The organism is Neptunomonas sp. CHC150, from assembly GCF_030397555.1.
Lineage (GTDB): Bacteria > Pseudomonadota > Gammaproteobacteria > Pseudomonadales > Balneatricaceae > Neptunomonas > Neptunomonas phycophila.
The window spans coordinates 336,525-353,289 of sequence record NZ_JAPNXU010000005.1; the positions used below are offsets into that span (position 1 = coordinate 336,525).

The following is a 16,765-nucleotide window of genomic DNA, read 5'->3' on the forward strand; positions in this document are numbered from 1 at the left end:
TTACACGCTCACCGGTTGAATTTCGTTTAAGTTAAATAACAGCTCTAGTGAGGTCCCTGTGGATAACAGGCGTTCAGATGAGCGGTTCAGCAAATCCACCGTTAACTCGCACCCTTGAACAAGCACTTGATATCGAATGATATTACCCAATAACTGATGATCTTGAATAACACCCTGCTGTGGAGCCGATATATGAGCATCATATTGACGCCCAGCTTCTCTGACATAGATCGACTCAGGACGAATGGCCACTTTCCAGTCGGTATCAATATTAAAAAGCCGCTTAGCATAGATAGCATCAACCAAGTTATAGTGCCCCATAAAACCGGCAACAAACTCATTAGCGGGCTGGGTATAAATTGATTCAGGAGAGCCCTGCTGCACTATTTCTCCTTTATTCATCAAGAAGATACGATCAGACATCGTCATGGCTTCTTCTTGATCATGCGTCACAAACACCGTCGTCAAATTCAGCTCTTTTTGAATATCTCTAATTTGCTGGCGCAATCGTTTGCGGATTTTTGCATCCAGCGCCGATAGCGGTTCGTCTAACAACAATATACGCGGCCGAACAACCAAAGCACGTGCCAGTGCAACGCGCTGACGTTGCCCACCGGATAACTGATGTGGGTAATGTTGTTCTTTACCTTGTAGGTCAACCAACGCGATCACTTTCGCAACGTCGGTTGCTATTTGATCTGCAGCCAACTTTTTCATCTTTAAGCCAAACGCGATGTTGTCGAAGACTGTCATATTGGGAAACAAGGCATACGATTGAAACACCATACCTATGCCGCGCTGCTGAGGCGCTTGGTGTGTAATATCCTCACCATCGACAGCGATAACACCACTATCAACCGGATTTAACCCGGCTAAACTCCTCAGCAATGTGGACTTTCCGCAACCACTTGGCCCCAAAAGAGTCACAAACTCACCCTGTTCGATCGTGAAGTCTATATCCTCAAAAACAGTATTCTCACCAAATCGCTTTGTTAACTGCGTAACACTCACATAACTCATGATTGGTCCCCTCGACTAAAGCGAGTAGCTAGCCAAGTCAGTAAAAAGATAAAGAAGAAGTAGGTCATCACCAATGCAGACGTAAAATGCCCACTGGTTTGGCGCATGTTATAAAGATAGATTTGCAAGGTTTCATAGCGAGTGCCCACCAGCATATTAGCGAACACAAACTCACCTAACAGAAACGAGAAGGATAAAAACAGCGACGCCAGCAATCCTTTTTTAAGGTTAGGCAGAATCACCAGCCAAAAGGCTCGGGGCGTACTCGCCCCTAGTAAATGCGCTGCATCCATCAAATCATGTAGGTTGATTGCAGCAAAGCTATTGGAAATCGCCCGATACATAAACGGTAGCGCTATCGTGAAGTAAGTCCCCATCAGAATCCACGGTGTTCCTATTAGCTGAACATCGCTGTCGGCATACAACTGCAACAAACCTACAGACGACACCACCGGCGGAACCGCGAACGGCAATAAGATCAATACATTCATCACTTTATCTAGCTTCGGGAAATAGTAATGCACAATAAAGATCACCGGCATAATCAGTAATACGCTTAATGCCAATGTGGAGAAACAAATAAACAAACTACGGCCAAAAGCCAGTAAAAAACGCTCATCAGTCAATAGGGTTACATACCATTCCAACGTAAAGCCATCCGGTAAAATAGTGGCCCCCCAGCTTGAAGCAACAGAATATAAAAAGGTGGCAACAATCGGGATCAACATGATCCCCACGATCGAATACACTACGGTTTTATGAAGGCATTGATTAGCGTTTTGCATGATACCCCCTCGCTACCAGCCACTGATTAATGCAAGTAATAAATGCCAATATAGCCATCACCAGCACTGAAATAGCAGCAGCCAAATTCGGCTCAAGAAAAAGATCTCCCGACACCAAACTCGCGATTCGAATCGTGATGATGTTGTAGTTACCCGAAGTCAGCGCATAGGCCGTGGCATACGCACCAATCGCATTCGCGATCAGGATAATAAAAGTCCCTAATAAGGCTGGAGATAACACGGGCAACGCAATATTTAGCCAGTATTGCCATGTTTTTGCCCCCAACAGGGCGGCCGCTGATTGCCAATCGTCGTTCAAACCATCAAACGCGGGATACAGCAGCAAAACGGCTAAAGGCACTTGGAAGTAAATATAAATAACCAGCAAGCCCCACTGCCCATACAGATTAAAATCATCAATTAATCCGTACTTTTTCAGCAATAAAGTAACCGCGCCATTGATGCCCAGAATGATAATAAACGCGAATGCGATGGGTACTCCGGTAAAGTTACTTGTCATATTCGTAAAGGCAATCACAGCCTCTCGAATTTTCGAATCCACCCGCCGTAACGACGAAACCAACACCGTGGCAATAAGCAAACCCACCACAGCCGACCAAAACGACAACCACAAACTATTACTAAAGCCTTGCAACATAAAACTAGAATCAAAGACTTCGCTGTAGTTCTCAATGGAGATTTCGCCATCATAAATAAAGCTATTGGCTAACACCCAACCCATTGGCGCTAATTGAAAAGCGCCAAAGAACACAAAAAAGGGAATAAGCCAAAGCAAGGGCTTCCAGGCAAAACGTTTACGAAGCCCCCTCAACATAACAAGCCTTTTGTCATAGGTTTAGAGTGCTCAAGGGATAGCAATTGACACACCACTCCACACAGCTCTGTTTGCTTAACATCGCAGCCAACATGAGAAAACTGATCCCCCATTACAAACAACGGCACATCACGCTCTTCAGGTAAAATGCCACCATGGGACAGATCGTTATTCATTCCATGATCGCTTGTCACCAGTACTTGATAGCCCTCGGCCAACCACTGATCCACATAGTTAGACAGATAAATATCAGCGCCGCGTGCCGAGTTTCGATATTGGCGGGAATCCAAACCGTGCTTATGCCCCATATCATCAATATTCATGGGATGGATTAGCAAAAAGTCGGGATCATAAGTGCGGCGTAAATATTCAGCATCTAAAAACAGCGCTTCGTCAGGGTAATGATCCCAATGGTAAAAAGCGCCATGCTGAATATTTAGGGTTTCATCATGTGTCATACGATCGCGAACCGCATCATAAGGTGCTCGGTTATACAGCTCACTAACCCAGTGATAAGCCGCCGCAGCCGTTACCTTACCCTGCGATTTTGCCAAACTAAAAATGGACTCATGACGGGACAGTCGCACAATATTATTATTCACGATACCGCTATCAACCGGACGAACGCCGGTCAAAATACACTCATACAACGGCCGAGACATAGAAGGCAGCTCACACTGCAGTTGGTATAAGGTTGCCCTGTGCTGCTCAATCAAACCATTCAAGTAGCCCATGCAATCATGAGCTACTTGATAATTGAGTCCATCCAGAACAACAAGGATGACCTTATTGCTCATAGCAGCCTCTTACTTGACGTGAATTAGAACGTTTTCCTGCCATTGACGTGGCAGTTTACGTGCTGATTTTTCCCAAGCGGCGAAGTCCTTTACCGGATGAACGTTTTGGTATTGCTCATTAGGTAATAGTTTATCTTGTACCGCTTGTGGTAATTCAACATTGGTTCGGATTGGACGTGCGTAGCCAGCCGCCAAGTTCACCTGACCTTTATCGCTGAAGATAAACTCACGTGCTAGTTTTGCAGCGTTCGGGTTTTTAGCAAACTTATTAATAATAGTGGTGTAACCAGAGATAACAGAGCCATCTTGAGGGATATTGACGCTAAAGCGATCACGCCCAAATTTGTCACGGTTATTTAACGCGTTAAAGTCCCATAGCACCGCCACTTCGACTTCACCCTTTTCGATATTAGCCGCACTAGGATCCGTTAATGACAAGTTCCCCTTCTGCGCCAGCTTCGCAAAGAACTCAATCGCCGGTTGCAAGTTCGTTTCATCACCACCATTTGCAAACGCCGCTGCCAACACCGCATTATTAGCCTGCGCAGCCGAACCCACATCCCCAAGGCTCACTTTATAATCACCATTGAGTAAGTCACTCCATGACTTAGGTGGATTTTCAACCAGATTGTTATTCGAGATAAATGCGATAGAACCCGTATAAGCAAGCGCCCAATGCCCTTCTTTATCTTTAGCCCATTCAGGGATTTCAGACCAAGTAGACGGCTTATAAGGCTGCGTTACCCCTTTTTTAACGGCCACATTCGCAAACGCAAAACCCACATCACCAATATCGGCTGTGGCGTTTTTCTTTTCAGCCGCAAATTTAGCAATCTCTTGCGCCGAGCTCATATCGGTATCTTGATGCTCCAAGCCGTAATTGGCTTTTAAATCAGCCCACGTATCTTTCCAATTAGCCCATGAATCAGGCATCCCCACACTGTAAACCGCCCCTTCTTTTTTAGCGGCTTCGACAAGCGAGTTCATATCTGTCTCTGCCGCAAAGACAGATGCAGACATCGTAGTAGAAATTAATAGAGCACTGGCTAACACGCTTTTCATCGTCTTCGATCCTCTTGGACTAGGTCAGTTGTTTAAATGAAAAGTCTATTAGTGAAATGTGACAGTTTAGATACAGAAATTTGACGATTTATCGCTATTCTTATGACACCCATTCATCTGGTTCGTAATATTCTTGTTATCTATCGCGTTTATATTGTGTAACAACGCAACAAACGATGGACTAGACCAAGATGCCGCCCCACGCGACAACTCAGCTTTCAAAAATAAAAATCACTATTCGAGAACAAATAGAATCAGGCGTGATTGCAGAAATGCAAAAGCTCCCTTCTGAACGAGAACTCAGCCAACTCTTTAACACCACACGTATTACCATCAAAGACGCACTGGTATCCTTAGAAACAGAAGGGCTCATCTACCGTGAAGAACGCCGCGGGTGGTATGTATCGCCACAACGCATTCGCTACAACCCTTTATCTCGTAGCCACTTCCATCAAATGATAAAAGACCAAAACCGCCGCGCCGAAACAACGCTCATCAACATCCGCAGCGAAATGGCCTCGGGGCAATATGCCGCGGCGCTGGAAGTAGAAGGCATCACCCCTATCCATATCATTGAACGTTTAAGGCACATCGATGGAAGGGCTGTGCTGTATGTAGAAAACTGCCTAAAAGCCGCCCTATTTCCAGCGGTGCTTGAGCAGCCCCTCACCCAATCACTCACCCAACTTTATGCCGAGCACTACGGCTATCACACACAACGCTCCCGGTTCGATGTCATCCCTACATCCGCCCCCTTAAACGTCGCTAAAGCCCTTAATCTCAGTGAGGGCCAACCGGTGTTAAAAATTTGCCGTGTTAATTACAAACAAGATGGGGAGTTACTAGACTGCGAGTTTGAGTACTGGCGACCCGATGCAGTGATGATTCAAATTGATAGTCGGGCGTGAGGGGGCGTTAATCAACCAAAATCCGATGCTATCACTTTGGCAAAATCGATAGCAAAAAGCTCAAGGAGGATACTATGATATCCACGTTTGATAAGTCTGAGTGTTGAATGATTGGCCTCAAACTCTACAGATTGTTACCTGTAAAGTAACTTTGTGTAGACCTCTAACCTCTGCATTTCACACTTTTACGCGCAGAAAAGTGCGAAATTTTACATTTTTATGCGCATAAAAGTGTAAAGGGGTTCTAATCGAGTATAAAGCACTCCCTCAATAGCTCCCTTTCTTCTTTGCGGATACCCGCTTGTTGGGCAAGGACTTCCCATTGTGAAACGACTTTTAATAATCTTTGGTGGATGGCCTTGGCTTTACTTTCGGTAACGTGAAAATACTCTGCAACGTCAAATGCTAAGTCAATCGAAAGCGCATTGCTTACGTCATCAATATTAAGGTGTAGACCAGAGGCGTATAACATAGGATTGATATCGTAGGCGGGAGATAGTCGCCAACCAGAGGTCTCCAGAATGAATCCGTGATTTCTAAGATGGTCATCACAATTGGAGACCATGATGTTAAAAAGCATTCTAGTCCACAGTTGTTCGAGGTCTTGCTGTGTATTAGCACCGTGCTGCATCAGAAATTCAGCCAGCTCTAAGTAACTTGCTCCATCATCCTGACCATCAAAGTACTCTAGTTGAGTCATCGCAGAGCTGAAGTGTAGCCGCTTCCCTGTTTCGGTACGGTCGAACCTTTTTGTTAAAAAAATATGATGTCTGCCAATGGCTTCAACTTTGGATTCAGCCATTTCGATGCCAGACTCTACGGCCATTTGATAAACAATGAACTCCCATAAGCCAATATCGTAATCATCGTGACGACTAGGAAACTTAGCTAACCACAAACTATCATCGTGATTTCTTATTGACGCCTTTGGCCTAGCTCCACCTAGTGATGAACCCGGTGAGATCAGCATATTGAGCCATTTCAGATAATCTGGATTATCTAAATCCGGAGTTTCTTCGATTTTGTTAGCGGCATGTTGTAGCTCCGGTAAGCTGGTTATTGCGGGCGCTGCCAGCTCATGGCTATCGTCTAAAAATGGACCCGTTGGCGATGTACAAAAGCGCAGTGCTCCCATGCGAAATGAATCGTGAACACCTAGTAAGTAATCTGTCTCGTATAGTTTTTTTGCTCGCCGTTTTTCTTGTCTAGCAACCACCGCTTCTCTGCGTTGCATTAACAATCGACCCCAACGGTCAGGGCATGAGTCTAGAAATGTTTTGAAATTCTTATCGCCCTGCGCATGTTGCTCGCCAACGAATAGGTTTAAAGAAGGGTCAATCTGGCGAACATAGTCGGAAGTTAGCCATGACTTGTCATAACTAAAGCTGAAATGTTCTTTGCCTCTAATTTCTGACGATCGTAATGTGCCAACTAATATAGGGTCGGTTGACTCAGTCCAATCAGCATAAACGTAGATTTCCATAATGCGACACTCTTATTTTTTGTTCAGCAATTGGATGTCTTGCAGCTTTCTTCCCAGCTCGTCATCAAAGGCAACTTTGGCTAGGTCTTCCAAGAGACCTAAAGAGGCTAATACGTTGACATAGTGACCAAGCGAAACGGAAGGATCACCTTTTAAGATTTTTCGTAGCGTTGGTTTAGACAGGCCAGTTCTGTCGTGCAGCATTTCTTGGGTAATGCCGCGTCGCTTCATCGCCAGTGTTAAGTTCTCGCCCAAGATGCTTAACACCTTTTTGTGCTTTGGAAAAACGACGGCGGTACGCTTTGCTGTTGATTTGATGGTATTCATAGTGAAACTATATTTTCTTAAATATTTAAATAGTGAAAGTATAGCTTCACTTTTGACTTTGAGTAAAGTGACCATTTGATATTATTAATCAGGTCAAAACGAAACTATATTTTCATTTTCCGGCGGATAAAGAAGTTATAGTTTCACTTTCAGCCTTGCCTCACACTCCATGTGTTGTAACACACCATCTACCCCTTGGGCTTTTGGGGCAGGTTGTTAGCAGCACCCTCAGAAGGCTGCATGATCTGGGCTCTTATCTGGCTATGAAGTTTTTGCAATGCGAATACACTCCAACTTAATTTGATAGATCGGTAAAGTTGGTCTTGAGCCAAACTGGAAAAATAACTTTGCTTTATTATCAGTTGGTAAAAGAACTGACGGAACAAGAGCAACCAATAATGCAGGCCTTGCCTGATATTTCACCAAGGCTGCATGCACGCTATGCGCGCGAGCAAATATTGGTGGCATTTGGTGCGACCACGTTTGAGCGCCAAACGCCAGCACGTGAAGGCGTATTTGTGCTTAAAGATCAGAATATTGAACTGATGTTTGTCACCTTAGACAAAAATGAAAAGCAATTTTCACCAACTACCATGTACCACGATTACGCGATAAACGAACACCGCTTTCACTGGCAGTCGCAAAATAGCGCTCGGCCCGACAAAGGTCGCGGTTTGGAATACATCCAACATCGAAAAGTGGGTAAGCGTCTGTTTCTATTTGTTCGTGAACAAACCAAAGATGAATACGGCCGCACCATGAGCTTTGTTAATTATGGAGAAGTGGAATACGTTTCGCATACAGGCTCGCAACCGATGAGTATTACTTGGAAATTAAAAGCCCCCATGCCGAGCTTCATGTGGCATCAGGCGGCTAAGTTAGCGATTGGGTAGCGTGATAAAGCTCGTAATCTTAACTCGCCTAAAGAGCGTAACTAAGTTTGCTGAGGTTGAAAAAGTGTACGAAGGGGCAATGGTGTGAATCTAAGACTCAAGCTGACGATACAATCGTGGTCCTTTACCCCTTCTCTAAACCGTTAAGCCAATTATCATGAAAACAGCTTCTATTGCGGTTATCCTCATCCTTGTAACAGCAGGCTTTGTTTTTACGAAAACATCAACGACCGAACTCATCATTTGTGCTGATGGCAGCGGCGAGATTTATACACCTACCCCTGTATGTCGCTGGTATTTATCGACTTTTCGTACAGCGCCAACGGATGTTGATGCGGTGCGCCGTGCCAGTGGAATTGACTTCATATTGAACGGTACTTCCGTAAATAGATTTAATATCGCAGAGTTATATATCGAAGCGGGCCTAAACATTAATGAAAGCCCAAGCCTCACGCCGTTGTGCAATGCCATAGCACTTAAACAAACAGACAATGTTAAATTCTTGTTGGCTCATAAAGCCACTATTAACCACTCAAAATGCGATGCTATCGCTTTGGCAAAATCAATAGATAATAGAGAAATGGAAGAGCTACTTGAGGGTGGAGTTAAGTAGCTCTGCAAAGATCACTCAATATTCTGAATCTGTTCCCGCATCTGCTCAATAAGCACCTTTAATTCCACCGCGCTTTGCGTCGTATCTGTAACAATCGATTTCGACGATAGCGTATTCGCTTCGCGGTTGAGTTCTTGCATCAGAAAGTCTAAACGGCGGCCTATCGGTTCTTTTTGCTTTAGCACGCGGCGGACTTCTTGTACGTGGGTGTTTAGGCGGTCCATCTCTTCGTCAACGTCGGCTTTTTGGGCAAGGAGTACGATTTCTTGCTCTAGGCGTTGAGGGTCGAGCTCTACGCCGCAGTCGGCGACGCGGGCGCGTAGGATGTTACGCTGGTTGCTAAGTATTTTAGGAAGTTTGGCGCGCACTTCTTTGACGACTTCTGTAATGCCGTCTAAGCGTTGTGATATGAGAGTGGCAAGTTCTGCACCTTCGCGTTCTCGGCCTTTGACTAAGTCATTAATAGCTTGGTCAAACAGGTCGAGGGTGGCTTTTTTTACCGCGTCCATATCCAAGGAGGCATCTTGAAGCACGCCGGGCCAACGCAGCATATCGAGTGGATTCATGGTTTGTGAAACCACCATGAGTTCTTCCATTTTCTGTGTAGCTTCGATGAGTTGGCGAGCGTAGCCTTCGTTGATATTAAGCGATTGGGCTTGTGCATCGGGGATAAAGCGCAGTGTGCACTCTACTTTGCCGCGGTTAAGACGCTTGCGCAGCCTTTCGCGCAATGTCCCTTCTAATTCCCTGAATTGTTCGGGTAGACGCAAATGTGGTTCTAAGAAGCGGTGATTGACCGATCTTACTTCCCAAATCACGGTTCCCCAGCTGTGTTGACTATCCTGTCGGGCAAAAGCCGTCATACTACGTGTCATGTCATCCCATCTCGATTAGAATTAGCCTTAGTTCCGATAGTGTAACAGCCTATTAGCTGTCTCTCTATTACGCCAATTGTTAAATAGTACAAGGTATAGCGATCCTATGAGTTCTTCCATCTCTGATCAACTTCAGAATCTTGGCATCACCACTATCCGTCCAAGCGGCCGCCAGCCGGACCAGTTACGCGAGATTAAAATTACCCGTAATTTCACAAAGCACGCCGAAGGTTCTGTGTTGGTTGAGTTTGGTGATACTAAAGTGATCTGCACTGCGAGCGTGGATCGCGGTGTACCGCGCTTTTTACGGGGTTCGGGTTCAGGCTGGGTAACCGCTGAGTACGGCATGCTGCCACGCTCTACTAACACTCGTAACGACCGTGAGGCGGCCCGTGGCAAACAAACTGGCCGTACCATTGAGATTTCTCGCTTAATTGGTCGCTCTTTACGTGCTGCTTTAGATCTTAAGAAGTTGGGCGAAAACACCATCACAATCGATTGCGATGTTATTCAAGCCGATGGCGGTACTCGTACCGCGTCCATTACAGGTGCTTGCGTGGCGCTAATGGATGCGATTAATGTTCTAAAGCAAGATAAGAACGGGGCCTTAAAAGGTAACCCTGTTAAATACATGCTGGGGGCTATTTCGGTGGGGATTTATAAAGGCGAGCCTGTTCTGGATTTAGACTACGCTGAAGATTCCAAAGCCGAAACCGACATGAACGTGATTATGACGGAAAAAGGCGGCTTTATCGAAGTACAAGGCACCGCTGAAGGTGCGCCTTACACGCAAGACGAGCTAAACAAAATGTTGGCGCTTGCTGAAAAAGGCATTAAAGAGATTGTGGCGTTGCAAAAGGCGGCGCTAGCGGCCGAATAAGCGAAAGCCTACCATTAAAAAAGGGTGCCTATTAAGCACCCTTTTTTATTGCCCTAGCGGGCATGCTAGAAGTCGCCTTCGTAGTCGATGATCAAAGGAGCGTGCTCTGAGAACATCTCATCTTTGTAGATCTGAACCGACTTAACCGTTTTGCGTAGGCCTGCCGTGGTAATTTGATAATCCAAACGCGCGCCTTCATTTAAGCTTCGAGCACGGTTGTAGTCTGGCCACCAAGTGTATTGGCGGTCGGCTTTGTTCACTTCGCGGAACGCATCAATGTAGCCCAACTCCCCCAGCATTTCTTCCATCCAAGCACGTTCACTGGGTAAGAAGCCAGACACCGTTTGGTTGGCGTACCAGTTACTTAAATCGATTGTGCGATGCGCGGTGTTAAACGTGCCACAAAAGATAAAGTCGCGGCGTTTGCGTAAGGTCTTTTTAAGGTGCCCCATAAAGTGGGATAAGAACTCATCTTTCGTTAGCTGAGCTTCATGGCTCTTTAGGCCCGAAGGTATGTGTAACGAAGAGACACTTACTTTGTCGAAATCGGCTTGAATAAAACGGCCGTGGAAATCGCACAACTCAAAGCCCAAACCCGTCATGATCGCTTTTGGTACTTGGCGGCAGTATATTGCGACGCCGCTATAGCCATCTTCAAAAGCATCAAAAAAGTAGGTGTTGTAACCCTCTGGATGATAACGATCACCGTCGAGCTGATAATCTTTGGCACGAAGATCCTGCAGGCAAACGACGTCTGCATCCTGATGGATCATCCAGTCAAAGAACCCTCTATCAGCCGCCTGCTCAATACCTTGTGTATTGAAGGTGATAACGCGCATGTATAGTTATTCCTGTAAAGCGAACACGTATTAATATATATACCGGAATTGTATAGGTAAGTTCACCAAAATGAAATTTGATCCCACGGTAAATGTCGTTCTAATGGGCTTGTCAGTGCTAAAATAGCTTTTTTTAATCGTACACAGGACACAGTGATGCAAAAGTACCAGCGAGAGTTTATTCAATTTGCCATCGAACAGAAGGTTTTGCGCTTTGGCGAGTTCACCTTAAAGTCTGGTCGCGTCAGCCCTTACTTCTTTAATGCCGGCCTTTTTAATTCAGGGGCGGTGCTGGCTAAGCTCGGTCGTTTTTATGCCGCGGCTATTCAAGAGGCCAACATAGAGTTCGACGTACTGTTTGGCCCCGCTTATAAAGGGATTCCGCTTGCAACGGCAGCTGTGGTGTCTTTGTCGAACGATTACGGCCTCGATGTACCTTACGTCTTTAACCGCAAAGAAGCGAAAGATCACGGCGAAGGCGGCAACCTTGTTGGCGCCCCACTCCAAGGCCGGGTAATGATTATTGATGATGTGATCACCGCGGGTACGGCTATCCGCGAAGTCATGGATATTATTAACGCTAACCAAGCAACGCCAGCCGCCGTGATGATTGCTTTAAACCGTATGGAAAAAGGCAAAGGTGAGCTATCGGCGATTCAAGAAGTTGAACGCGACTATGGCATGCAGGTGGTGAGTATTGTCTCGTTAACTGACATTGTCGATTACTTAAGCGAAGTCGGCGGCTACGAAGCGTCGGTTAAGGCAATTAACGCTTACCGCGAGCAATACGGTATTGATGCCTAATACTTAGTCGGTAACACGTACTTTAACGGTGCGTGTTGCCGAATCCACCCCGCTACCACAGCGCCCTACACTGTTTATGGTATAGAAATTCTGCCCACTGATCGTTATCACAGCGCAACTGGCTTGATAGTTACAGTCTTGCAAACCGTCCACCGTGAGCGTTCGCGTCGTGTTTGCACAGCTGTTGCCATTATCAGGGTGCAGCAGTTCGGATAAATGTAGCTCTGCACCTGTCTGAGCGGCTAATAACGCACGTGTCGCCAGCGCCTCTTGCGAGCGATACCCCTGCCCTATCGTCATCACTTTCGACATGGCGGCTACTAATAAGGCAATGATGACGATGACAAAAATGGCCGATATTAGGCCCAACCCTGTCTCGTATTTAGCAAGCAAACTCCGATCACGGCGCATTTCGAATTTGCACCTCTTGCTGAATTAATAAAGATTCGCCCTGATTATTGACGGAAAACTCCAGTAACACCAACGCGTTACGCTGTAAGGTCGCATCAATCACTCTAAAGGGGGTTGCTGCACTGACAGGATAAGCCAACAGCCCGCGATCAGGCTCTGTACTCGGCAAGCTGCTCGGCGTTGGCTGAGACGCCCGACGAGTATAGTTGCTGTATCGGTAAAGCCGGTCGCCCACTAGGCAAACACTAACAGGCTGATCAACGAAAAACAGCCGCTGACGCGGGGATGCTCGCTCAAATTGATGTGCGCTGTTTAAGGTCAGTGTTACCGCATTGGATGCCACCAAGCTAGCAGGCGTTGAACTAACCGTCGACGATATCGCTCCCAATGCACCTTCGCGGTAAACCGCGGCCGTACTAATGGGGTAAACCGCCACGCGACTTTGGTTTGCAGTAAAACGAGGCGTGTCACTAAACGGGATAACCGACAGCGAATCGGCTGCAAATCCAATTGGCGCGTCAATATATTGAGTGGCTTCTTGTATTGGGATGTACTCTAAGCAAGTACCAGAGGCATCTGAGGTAGTCCGTACACTATTAGGTAACGCGTTACGTACCTCTCGCACTAAGCGGTCCATAGCAATACGCCCTGCGGCTGCAATCCCTTGCCGACGAGACTGGTCGCTAAAGCCCTTTACAGAGCTAACAATAAAGCCCGTAGTCCCAACAGAAATGATCCCCAGCAACACAATAACAACAATCAATTCAATCAATGTAAAGCCGTGTTGGCGCTGTGTTTTGGGCAACCCTACCATTAGTAATTACCCCGATAAGCGGTAAAACGAATCGCTGTTTCGCCGGGAGGCGTTACCCACACATCGACCTTTTTAGCGGTATGAGCTGGCCGAGAAAAATCACCACCGGCATAGGCCACAACAATCGATACTTGGTAATCATTATATTCGGGGCGCACTAGGCCGAGTGCATTTTCTGAGGGAGTTTCAACCAGTCCATTATAATCATCAACATCATCAAACGCGCTGCGTAATTCCGTTGAGCCATCGCTTTGAGCATCAGGCCCAAGCGCAGATGAGCAGTTCGTTGCGGTGCAAGCAGGAAGTCCGCCTACCGGCGTGTTCTCGTCAAACCGTTTCGTGAGTATTTCTTCGATATAGGCTTGCCCTAAAAATGCGGCTTTGGCTTGGAAAAAAGGATCGCCTGTGCGCTTTGCCATTTGCGCCCACGCCGCAATCATAACCGTGAGCGCCACACCAATAATGGCAATGGTAAGCACTATTTCGATGAGCGAGAAGCCCGCTTCAGAGGCAGGAGCCTTCATAGGCAAACCCCGTTGGTGCAATGCATAGTGCGCGCGTGCCTATGCTAAATTGAACACTGTGTGTCACCGAAAGATTGGTTGGCGAGGTCACTGCCACTAAATCTCCATCGTCGCTGTATTCGGCTCGATAGGTGACACCCTCGTCTAAATCGGCTGAAAAACTGTTTAGCTGAACAGTTATAACCTGCTCTGCATTCAACTGATCATTGACCGTTTGTCCATCAAACTGTAAGGCGATATCCCATTGATCGCCATTACGCGTTAACGTAAAACTTGTGGTGCTATCTTGATGAGCTACCGCAACACGCTGTGTTAACTGAAAATAAGCCAGCAACTCTTGCTGAACAATGGCCTCGGTATACGATGATGTGTTCCCAAAACGCGAAAAGGCCGCAGCACCGAGCACTCCTAAAAGCACCAGCACTGTGACCATTTCAATCATGGAGAAGCCTTGCTGCTTCTTACCTAACAACATAGGTCATGTTAGCAAAATAACTTAATCAAGAGTCACTTCACCTGTCGCTGTATCATAGGTAATAACATCGCTATCCGTGATAGCCGTAGAGTTATTGTAGGTATATACACAATCATCAGACGCCGCCGTTACGATAAAATCAGAACCTGCAGCCGTCGCAACCGAAGGCGCACCCGCTTGTAAAACGGCATCCCACACGGCAACACATCCAGCGGCACTCACTGCTGGGCTTGCTGTAGCACTCGTTACCGCACTTGTACCCGAAGTGACAGGGTATTTAGCGCTGTTCACTACGATATGGTTACTATCCACTTGGACTGAGTTGCCTTGTGTAGTGTTTTCCACAATCGCTTGCGCTTTGACAAGGCTCACAGCGGAGGCTAATGCACCGGCTGTACCTTGGACTGAAGCTCTGTGAGCATCATCAGTGACATCAATAAAGCGAGGCAATGCTACCGCCGCCAGAATACCCAGCAGTGCGATGACTACTACTAATTCGATTATCGTAAAACCTGATTGTCGTTTCATTGTTACAACTCCGCTGTTAAACGACGGTTAACCGCCATACGCTTGCTCTAAAATTGGTTATTCGGGAAGCCTGTTTAGGCTCTTGCGAACAGTAAATTTGATACGCCCTATCAAGGTGACGTATCTATTTGCCACGTAAAAGGTACTGCAGTGCTAAAGACACCGTGATATACCGTTGACGTCGCCGTCTCTGCTTTACCTTGTTTATCGGCCGCTGATTGGTTTAAGTTAAGCACAAATCGTAAGATTTGCTGGTTCTGCCCCTCTATTGTTAAAAATTGATGCCGATTGACTTTGTAAACCAGCTCGCGGTTACTCGTGTCAAAAAACCACACTTCATTCTCTGGCTGATTCATGATGTCGACCAGCGACGCCAGCTCACCTCGATAGTTTTCTGGCGGACGCTCAAGCCACATAAAAGGATTCTCTGCTTGCAATGACTGCAAATCTTTATTACCTGCGATGTAGTATTGCGCCAACTTAATGTTCAACTGCTGTTTTAATTGCCCCAACATGCCTTGCATAGCCGCTCGCTCTGCACGCTCACCCAGAACAACGAGCCTGCTGGATAAAACGCCATACAAGACCGCCACAATGGCTACCACCACCGCCACTTCTAACAAACGCATGCGCCTTAGAGCCATAAACACGCCATCGTTATTTATTAATTGTCGTGCTGAGTTCCCATAAGGGTAAAAACACACCGAGCGCCAAAATCAGCACCATGATGCCTATTGCCACAATCAACACAGGTTCGATAACACTCGATAGGTTTTTGAGGTCGTACTCCACCTCTTCCTCATAGAAGTTAGCTACCTCTTCCAGCATTTCATCCACCCGACCGGTTTCTTCTCCTACCGCTAACATTTGCATGACCAGTGGACTAAACATTTCTGTGCGATAGGCGGTCGAGGTAAAACCTTCCCCGCGCTCGATCCCTCGACGCATGCCCGAGACCTTTTCGCCAATGTATTCATTCCCCATTGCCCGAGAAACGATGGTGAGGCCCTGTTCAATGGGGATACCGGCTTTAAGCACTATGCTAAAGGTACGCGCAAAGCGACCTAACACTGCGCGGTAAAAAATACCGCCAACCAAAGGAAATTTGAGTTTGATTTGATCCCACTTAAGCCGACCTGCGGGCGTTTTCTTCCAGCGCTTAAACATAATAACGCTGCTAACCAATACAAATACGATGATGTACCACCACTGCACCGTAAAATCAGATAACGCAATCAGTGCCCGTGTCTGCCATGGCATATCGCCACCAAAACTCTCGAATACGGACTTAAATGCGGGGATCACAAACACATTGATAATGGCCACCGCTAACCCTATCGCTATAAACACGAACATCGGGTAACGCGTTGCTTGTTTAATATTGCGGGTGGTTTGTCTTTCTAGTTCGAGGTAGACCGCCATCTGCCTAAACGAGTCATCTAAACGACCGGTGTTTTCACCGATATGGATTAAGCTGACATACAAGCTACTAAACAGTTTGGGGTGTTTCGCCATTGTTGTGGATAACGAATTACCCCGCTCTAGATCATCAGCTATCTGAGTCAGCGTTGAAGTAAGTAAGGGGTTACTAACTGTATTTGCAAGACCTCGCATACCATTAGTGATCGGAACTCCCGCACGCGTCAAACTCGACAGCTGTCGGCTGAGCATAATAAGCTCATCAATACTGACGCGCTGGAATAACGCTTTTGACCCAAAACTCTCCTTTGTTGCACCGGCGTCTTCGGCTTTCTCGACCAGCTCAACCTTGACAGGAATAATCCCTTGGTCAGCTAACTGTGCCGCAATATCAGCTTTATTCAGCCCTTCCAAACGCCCTGTTGCTGCTGAGCCATCAGCCGAACGCCCTCGGTACTCAAACGTTGCCATGT

The 16,765-nt window shown here is 46.6% G+C and carries 21 protein-coding genes; 5 read left to right on the plus strand and 16 right to left on the minus strand.

What is annotated here, in order from left to right:
- The 5 genes from OW491_RS05955 to OW491_RS05975 are packed head-to-tail and all read right to left on the minus strand — an operon-like array spanning position 1 to position 4,499.
- Entirely contained in the window at positions 1–1,020 is a 1,020-nt protein-coding gene (locus tag OW491_RS05955) for an ABC transporter ATP-binding protein (protein WP_290035095.1), read from the minus strand.
- Positions 1,017–1,805 (minus strand): ABC transporter permease, encoded by a 789-nt coding sequence (locus OW491_RS05960; protein ID WP_075173314.1) that lies wholly within the window; start codon positions 1,803–1,805, stop codon positions 1,017–1,019. Before OW491_RS05960 ends, OW491_RS05955 begins: the two co-directional genes overlap by 4 nt.
- Positions 1,792–2,640 carry an ABC transporter permease subunit gene (locus OW491_RS05965; RefSeq protein WP_290035096.1) on the minus strand — a complete coding sequence of 283 codons (849 nt, stop codon included), beginning with the start codon at positions 2,638–2,640 and terminating at the stop codon, positions 1,792–1,794. Before OW491_RS05965 ends, OW491_RS05960 begins: the two co-directional genes overlap by 14 nt.
- Complete coding sequence (locus tag OW491_RS05970) at positions 2,634–3,437, minus strand: alkaline phosphatase family protein (RefSeq protein ID WP_290035097.1); 804 nt, start codon at positions 3,435–3,437, stop codon at positions 2,634–2,636. Before OW491_RS05970 ends, OW491_RS05965 begins: the two co-directional genes overlap by 7 nt.
- A 9-nt stretch (positions 3,438–3,446) precedes the next feature.
- Positions 3,447–4,499, minus strand: coding sequence for an ABC transporter substrate-binding protein (locus OW491_RS05975; RefSeq protein WP_075179470.1), 1,053 nt, complete (start codon positions 4,497–4,499; stop codon positions 3,447–3,449).
- 191 nt (positions 4,500–4,690) lie between these two features.
- On the opposite strand from OW491_RS05975, the gene OW491_RS05980 reads away from it, so the two are divergent.
- Complete coding sequence (locus tag OW491_RS05980; RefSeq protein WP_075179471.1) at positions 4,691–5,407, plus strand: UTRA domain-containing protein; 717 nt, start codon at positions 4,691–4,693, stop codon at positions 5,405–5,407.
- 244 nt (positions 5,408–5,651) lie between these two features.
- On the opposite strand, the gene OW491_RS05985 is transcribed toward OW491_RS05980, so the two are convergent.
- Positions 5,652–6,890, minus strand: a complete 1,239-nt coding sequence (locus OW491_RS05985) for a type II toxin-antitoxin system HipA family toxin (RefSeq protein ID WP_290035099.1) — start codon at positions 6,888–6,890, stop codon at positions 5,652–5,654.
- A gap of 12 nt (positions 6,891–6,902) precedes the next feature.
- Complete coding sequence (locus OW491_RS05990) at positions 6,903–7,217, minus strand: helix-turn-helix transcriptional regulator (RefSeq protein ID WP_110577073.1); 315 nt, start codon at positions 7,215–7,217, stop codon at positions 6,903–6,905.
- Between the two features lie 347 nt (positions 7,218–7,564).
- On the opposite strand from OW491_RS05990, the gene OW491_RS05995 reads away from it, so the two are divergent.
- Positions 7,565–8,110 carry a DUF3427 domain-containing protein gene (locus OW491_RS05995; RefSeq protein ID WP_290035112.1) on the plus strand — a complete coding sequence of 182 codons (546 nt, stop codon included), beginning with the start codon at positions 7,565–7,567 and terminating at the stop codon, positions 8,108–8,110.
- Between the two features lie 157 nt (positions 8,111–8,267).
- Positions 8,268–8,723, plus strand: a complete 456-nt coding sequence (locus tag OW491_RS06000; protein ID WP_290035113.1) for a hypothetical protein — start codon at positions 8,268–8,270, stop codon at positions 8,721–8,723.
- 11 nt (positions 8,724–8,734) lie between these two features.
- On the opposite strand, the gene OW491_RS06005 is transcribed toward OW491_RS06000, so the two are convergent.
- Complete coding sequence (locus tag OW491_RS06005) at positions 8,735–9,598, minus strand: YicC/YloC family endoribonuclease (protein ID WP_290035115.1); 864 nt, start codon at positions 9,596–9,598, stop codon at positions 8,735–8,737.
- A gap of 106 nt (positions 9,599–9,704) precedes the next feature.
- On the opposite strand from OW491_RS06005, the gene rph reads away from it, so the two are divergent.
- Positions 9,705–10,478: a ribonuclease PH gene (gene rph, locus OW491_RS06010; protein WP_075173328.1), complete on the plus strand. Its 774-nt coding sequence runs from the start codon at positions 9,705–9,707 to the stop codon at positions 10,476–10,478.
- Positions 10,479–10,543: 65 nt separating this feature from the next.
- Here the strand turns inward: rph and OW491_RS06015 are convergent, their stop codons facing one another.
- Positions 10,544–11,317 carry an exodeoxyribonuclease III gene (locus OW491_RS06015; RefSeq protein ID WP_075173329.1) on the minus strand — a complete coding sequence of 258 codons (774 nt, stop codon included), beginning with the start codon at positions 11,315–11,317 and terminating at the stop codon, positions 10,544–10,546.
- A 156-nt stretch (positions 11,318–11,473) separates the two neighbouring features.
- Between OW491_RS06015 and pyrE the strand changes: the two genes are divergently transcribed.
- The gene (pyrE, locus tag OW491_RS06020; RefSeq protein WP_075173330.1) at positions 11,474–12,121 is read left to right on the plus strand and encodes an orotate phosphoribosyltransferase; all 648 of its coding nucleotides are present in this window, start codon (positions 11,474–11,476) and stop codon (positions 12,119–12,121) included.
- 3 nt (positions 12,122–12,124) lie between these two features.
- On the opposite strand, the gene OW491_RS06025 is transcribed toward pyrE, so the two are convergent.
- From OW491_RS06025 to OW491_RS06055, 7 genes are all read right to left on the minus strand, one after another.
- On the minus strand, positions 12,125–12,532 hold the full coding sequence (locus OW491_RS06025) for a hypothetical protein (protein ID WP_075173331.1): 408 nt from the start codon (positions 12,530–12,532) through the stop codon (positions 12,125–12,127).
- The gene (locus OW491_RS06030) at positions 12,522–13,346 is read right to left on the minus strand and encodes a type II secretion system protein (RefSeq protein ID WP_290035119.1); all 825 of its coding nucleotides are present in this window, start codon (positions 13,344–13,346) and stop codon (positions 12,522–12,524) included. The genes OW491_RS06025 and OW491_RS06030 overlap by 11 nt, the downstream gene beginning before the upstream one ends.
- Positions 13,346–13,870 (minus strand): type II secretion system protein, encoded by a 525-nt coding sequence (locus OW491_RS06035; protein WP_277253767.1) that lies wholly within the window; start codon positions 13,868–13,870, stop codon positions 13,346–13,348. Before OW491_RS06035 ends, OW491_RS06030 begins: the two co-directional genes overlap by 1 nt.
- The gene (locus OW491_RS06040; RefSeq protein WP_075173333.1) at positions 13,851–14,345 is read right to left on the minus strand and encodes a prepilin-type N-terminal cleavage/methylation domain-containing protein; all 495 of its coding nucleotides are present in this window, start codon (positions 14,343–14,345) and stop codon (positions 13,851–13,853) included. Before OW491_RS06040 ends, OW491_RS06035 begins: the two co-directional genes overlap by 20 nt.
- Before the next feature lie 21 nt (positions 14,346–14,366).
- Entirely contained in the window at positions 14,367–14,873 is a 507-nt protein-coding gene (locus OW491_RS06045) for a type II secretion system protein (protein ID WP_290035120.1), read from the minus strand.
- Positions 14,874–14,983: 110 nt separating this feature from the next.
- On the minus strand, positions 14,984–15,517 hold the full coding sequence (locus OW491_RS06050; RefSeq protein ID WP_290035121.1) for a hypothetical protein: 534 nt from the start codon (positions 15,515–15,517) through the stop codon (positions 14,984–14,986).
- 13 nt (positions 15,518–15,530) lie between these two features.
- Entirely contained in the window at positions 15,531–16,763 is a 1,233-nt protein-coding gene (locus tag OW491_RS06055) for a type II secretion system F family protein (protein WP_290035122.1), read from the minus strand.
- Between the last annotated feature and the right edge of the window lie 2 nt (positions 16,764–16,765).

What these genes read in the sequence shown, in the direction of transcription:
- OW491_RS05955 (WP_290035095.1), bottom strand. Translation starts at nt 1,020, where the DNA reads ATGAGTTATGTGAGTGTTACGCAGTTAACAAAGCGATTTGGTGAGAAT.
- OW491_RS05960 (WP_075173314.1), bottom strand. Translation starts at nt 1,805, where the DNA reads ATGCAAAACGCTAATCAATGCCTTCATAAAACCGTAGTGTATTCGATC.
- OW491_RS05965 (WP_290035096.1), bottom strand. Translation starts at nt 2,640, where the DNA reads ATGTTGAGGGGGCTTCGTAAACGTTTTGCCTGGAAGCCCTTGCTTTGG.
- OW491_RS05970 (WP_290035097.1), bottom strand. Translation starts at nt 3,437, where the DNA reads ATGAGCAATAAGGTCATCCTTGTTGTTCTGGATGGACTCAATTATCAA.
- OW491_RS05975 (WP_075179470.1), bottom strand. Translation starts at nt 4,499, where the DNA reads ATGAAAAGCGTGTTAGCCAGTGCTCTATTAATTTCTACTACGATGTCT.
- OW491_RS05980 (WP_075179471.1), top strand. Translation starts at nt 4,691, where the DNA reads ATGCCGCCCCACGCGACAACTCAGCTTTCAAAAATAAAAATCACTATT.
- OW491_RS05985 (WP_290035099.1), bottom strand. Translation starts at nt 6,890, where the DNA reads ATGGAAATCTACGTTTATGCTGATTGGACTGAGTCAACCGACCCTATA.
- OW491_RS05990 (WP_110577073.1), bottom strand. Translation starts at nt 7,217, where the DNA reads ATGAATACCATCAAATCAACAGCAAAGCGTACCGCCGTCGTTTTTCCA.
- OW491_RS06000 (WP_290035113.1), top strand. Translation starts at nt 8,268, where the DNA reads ATGAAAACAGCTTCTATTGCGGTTATCCTCATCCTTGTAACAGCAGGC.
- OW491_RS06005 (WP_290035115.1), bottom strand. Translation starts at nt 9,598, where the DNA reads ATGACACGTAGTATGACGGCTTTTGCCCGACAGGATAGTCAACACAGC.
- rph (WP_075173328.1), top strand. Translation starts at nt 9,705, where the DNA reads ATGAGTTCTTCCATCTCTGATCAACTTCAGAATCTTGGCATCACCACT.
- OW491_RS06015 (WP_075173329.1), bottom strand. Translation starts at nt 11,317, where the DNA reads ATGCGCGTTATCACCTTCAATACACAAGGTATTGAGCAGGCGGCTGAT.
- pyrE (WP_075173330.1), top strand. Translation starts at nt 11,474, where the DNA reads ATGCAAAAGTACCAGCGAGAGTTTATTCAATTTGCCATCGAACAGAAG.
- OW491_RS06025 (WP_075173331.1), bottom strand. Translation starts at nt 12,532, where the DNA reads ATGCGCCGTGATCGGAGTTTGCTTGCTAAATACGAGACAGGGTTGGGC.
- OW491_RS06030 (WP_290035119.1), bottom strand. Translation starts at nt 13,346, where the DNA reads ATGGTAGGGTTGCCCAAAACACAGCGCCAACACGGCTTTACATTGATT.
- OW491_RS06035 (WP_277253767.1), bottom strand. Translation starts at nt 13,870, where the DNA reads ATGAAGGCTCCTGCCTCTGAAGCGGGCTTCTCGCTCATCGAAATAGTG.
- OW491_RS06040 (WP_075173333.1), bottom strand. Translation starts at nt 14,345, where the DNA reads ATGTTGTTAGGTAAGAAGCAGCAAGGCTTCTCCATGATTGAAATGGTC.
- OW491_RS06045 (WP_290035120.1), bottom strand. Translation starts at nt 14,873, where the DNA reads ATGAAACGACAATCAGGTTTTACGATAATCGAATTAGTAGTAGTCATC.
- OW491_RS06050 (WP_290035121.1), bottom strand. Translation starts at nt 15,517, where the DNA reads ATGGCTCTAAGGCGCATGCGTTTGTTAGAAGTGGCGGTGGTGGTAGCC.
- OW491_RS06055 (WP_290035122.1), bottom strand. Translation starts at nt 16,763, where the DNA reads ATGGCAACGTTTGAGTACCGAGGGCGTTCGGCTGATGGCTCAGCAGCA.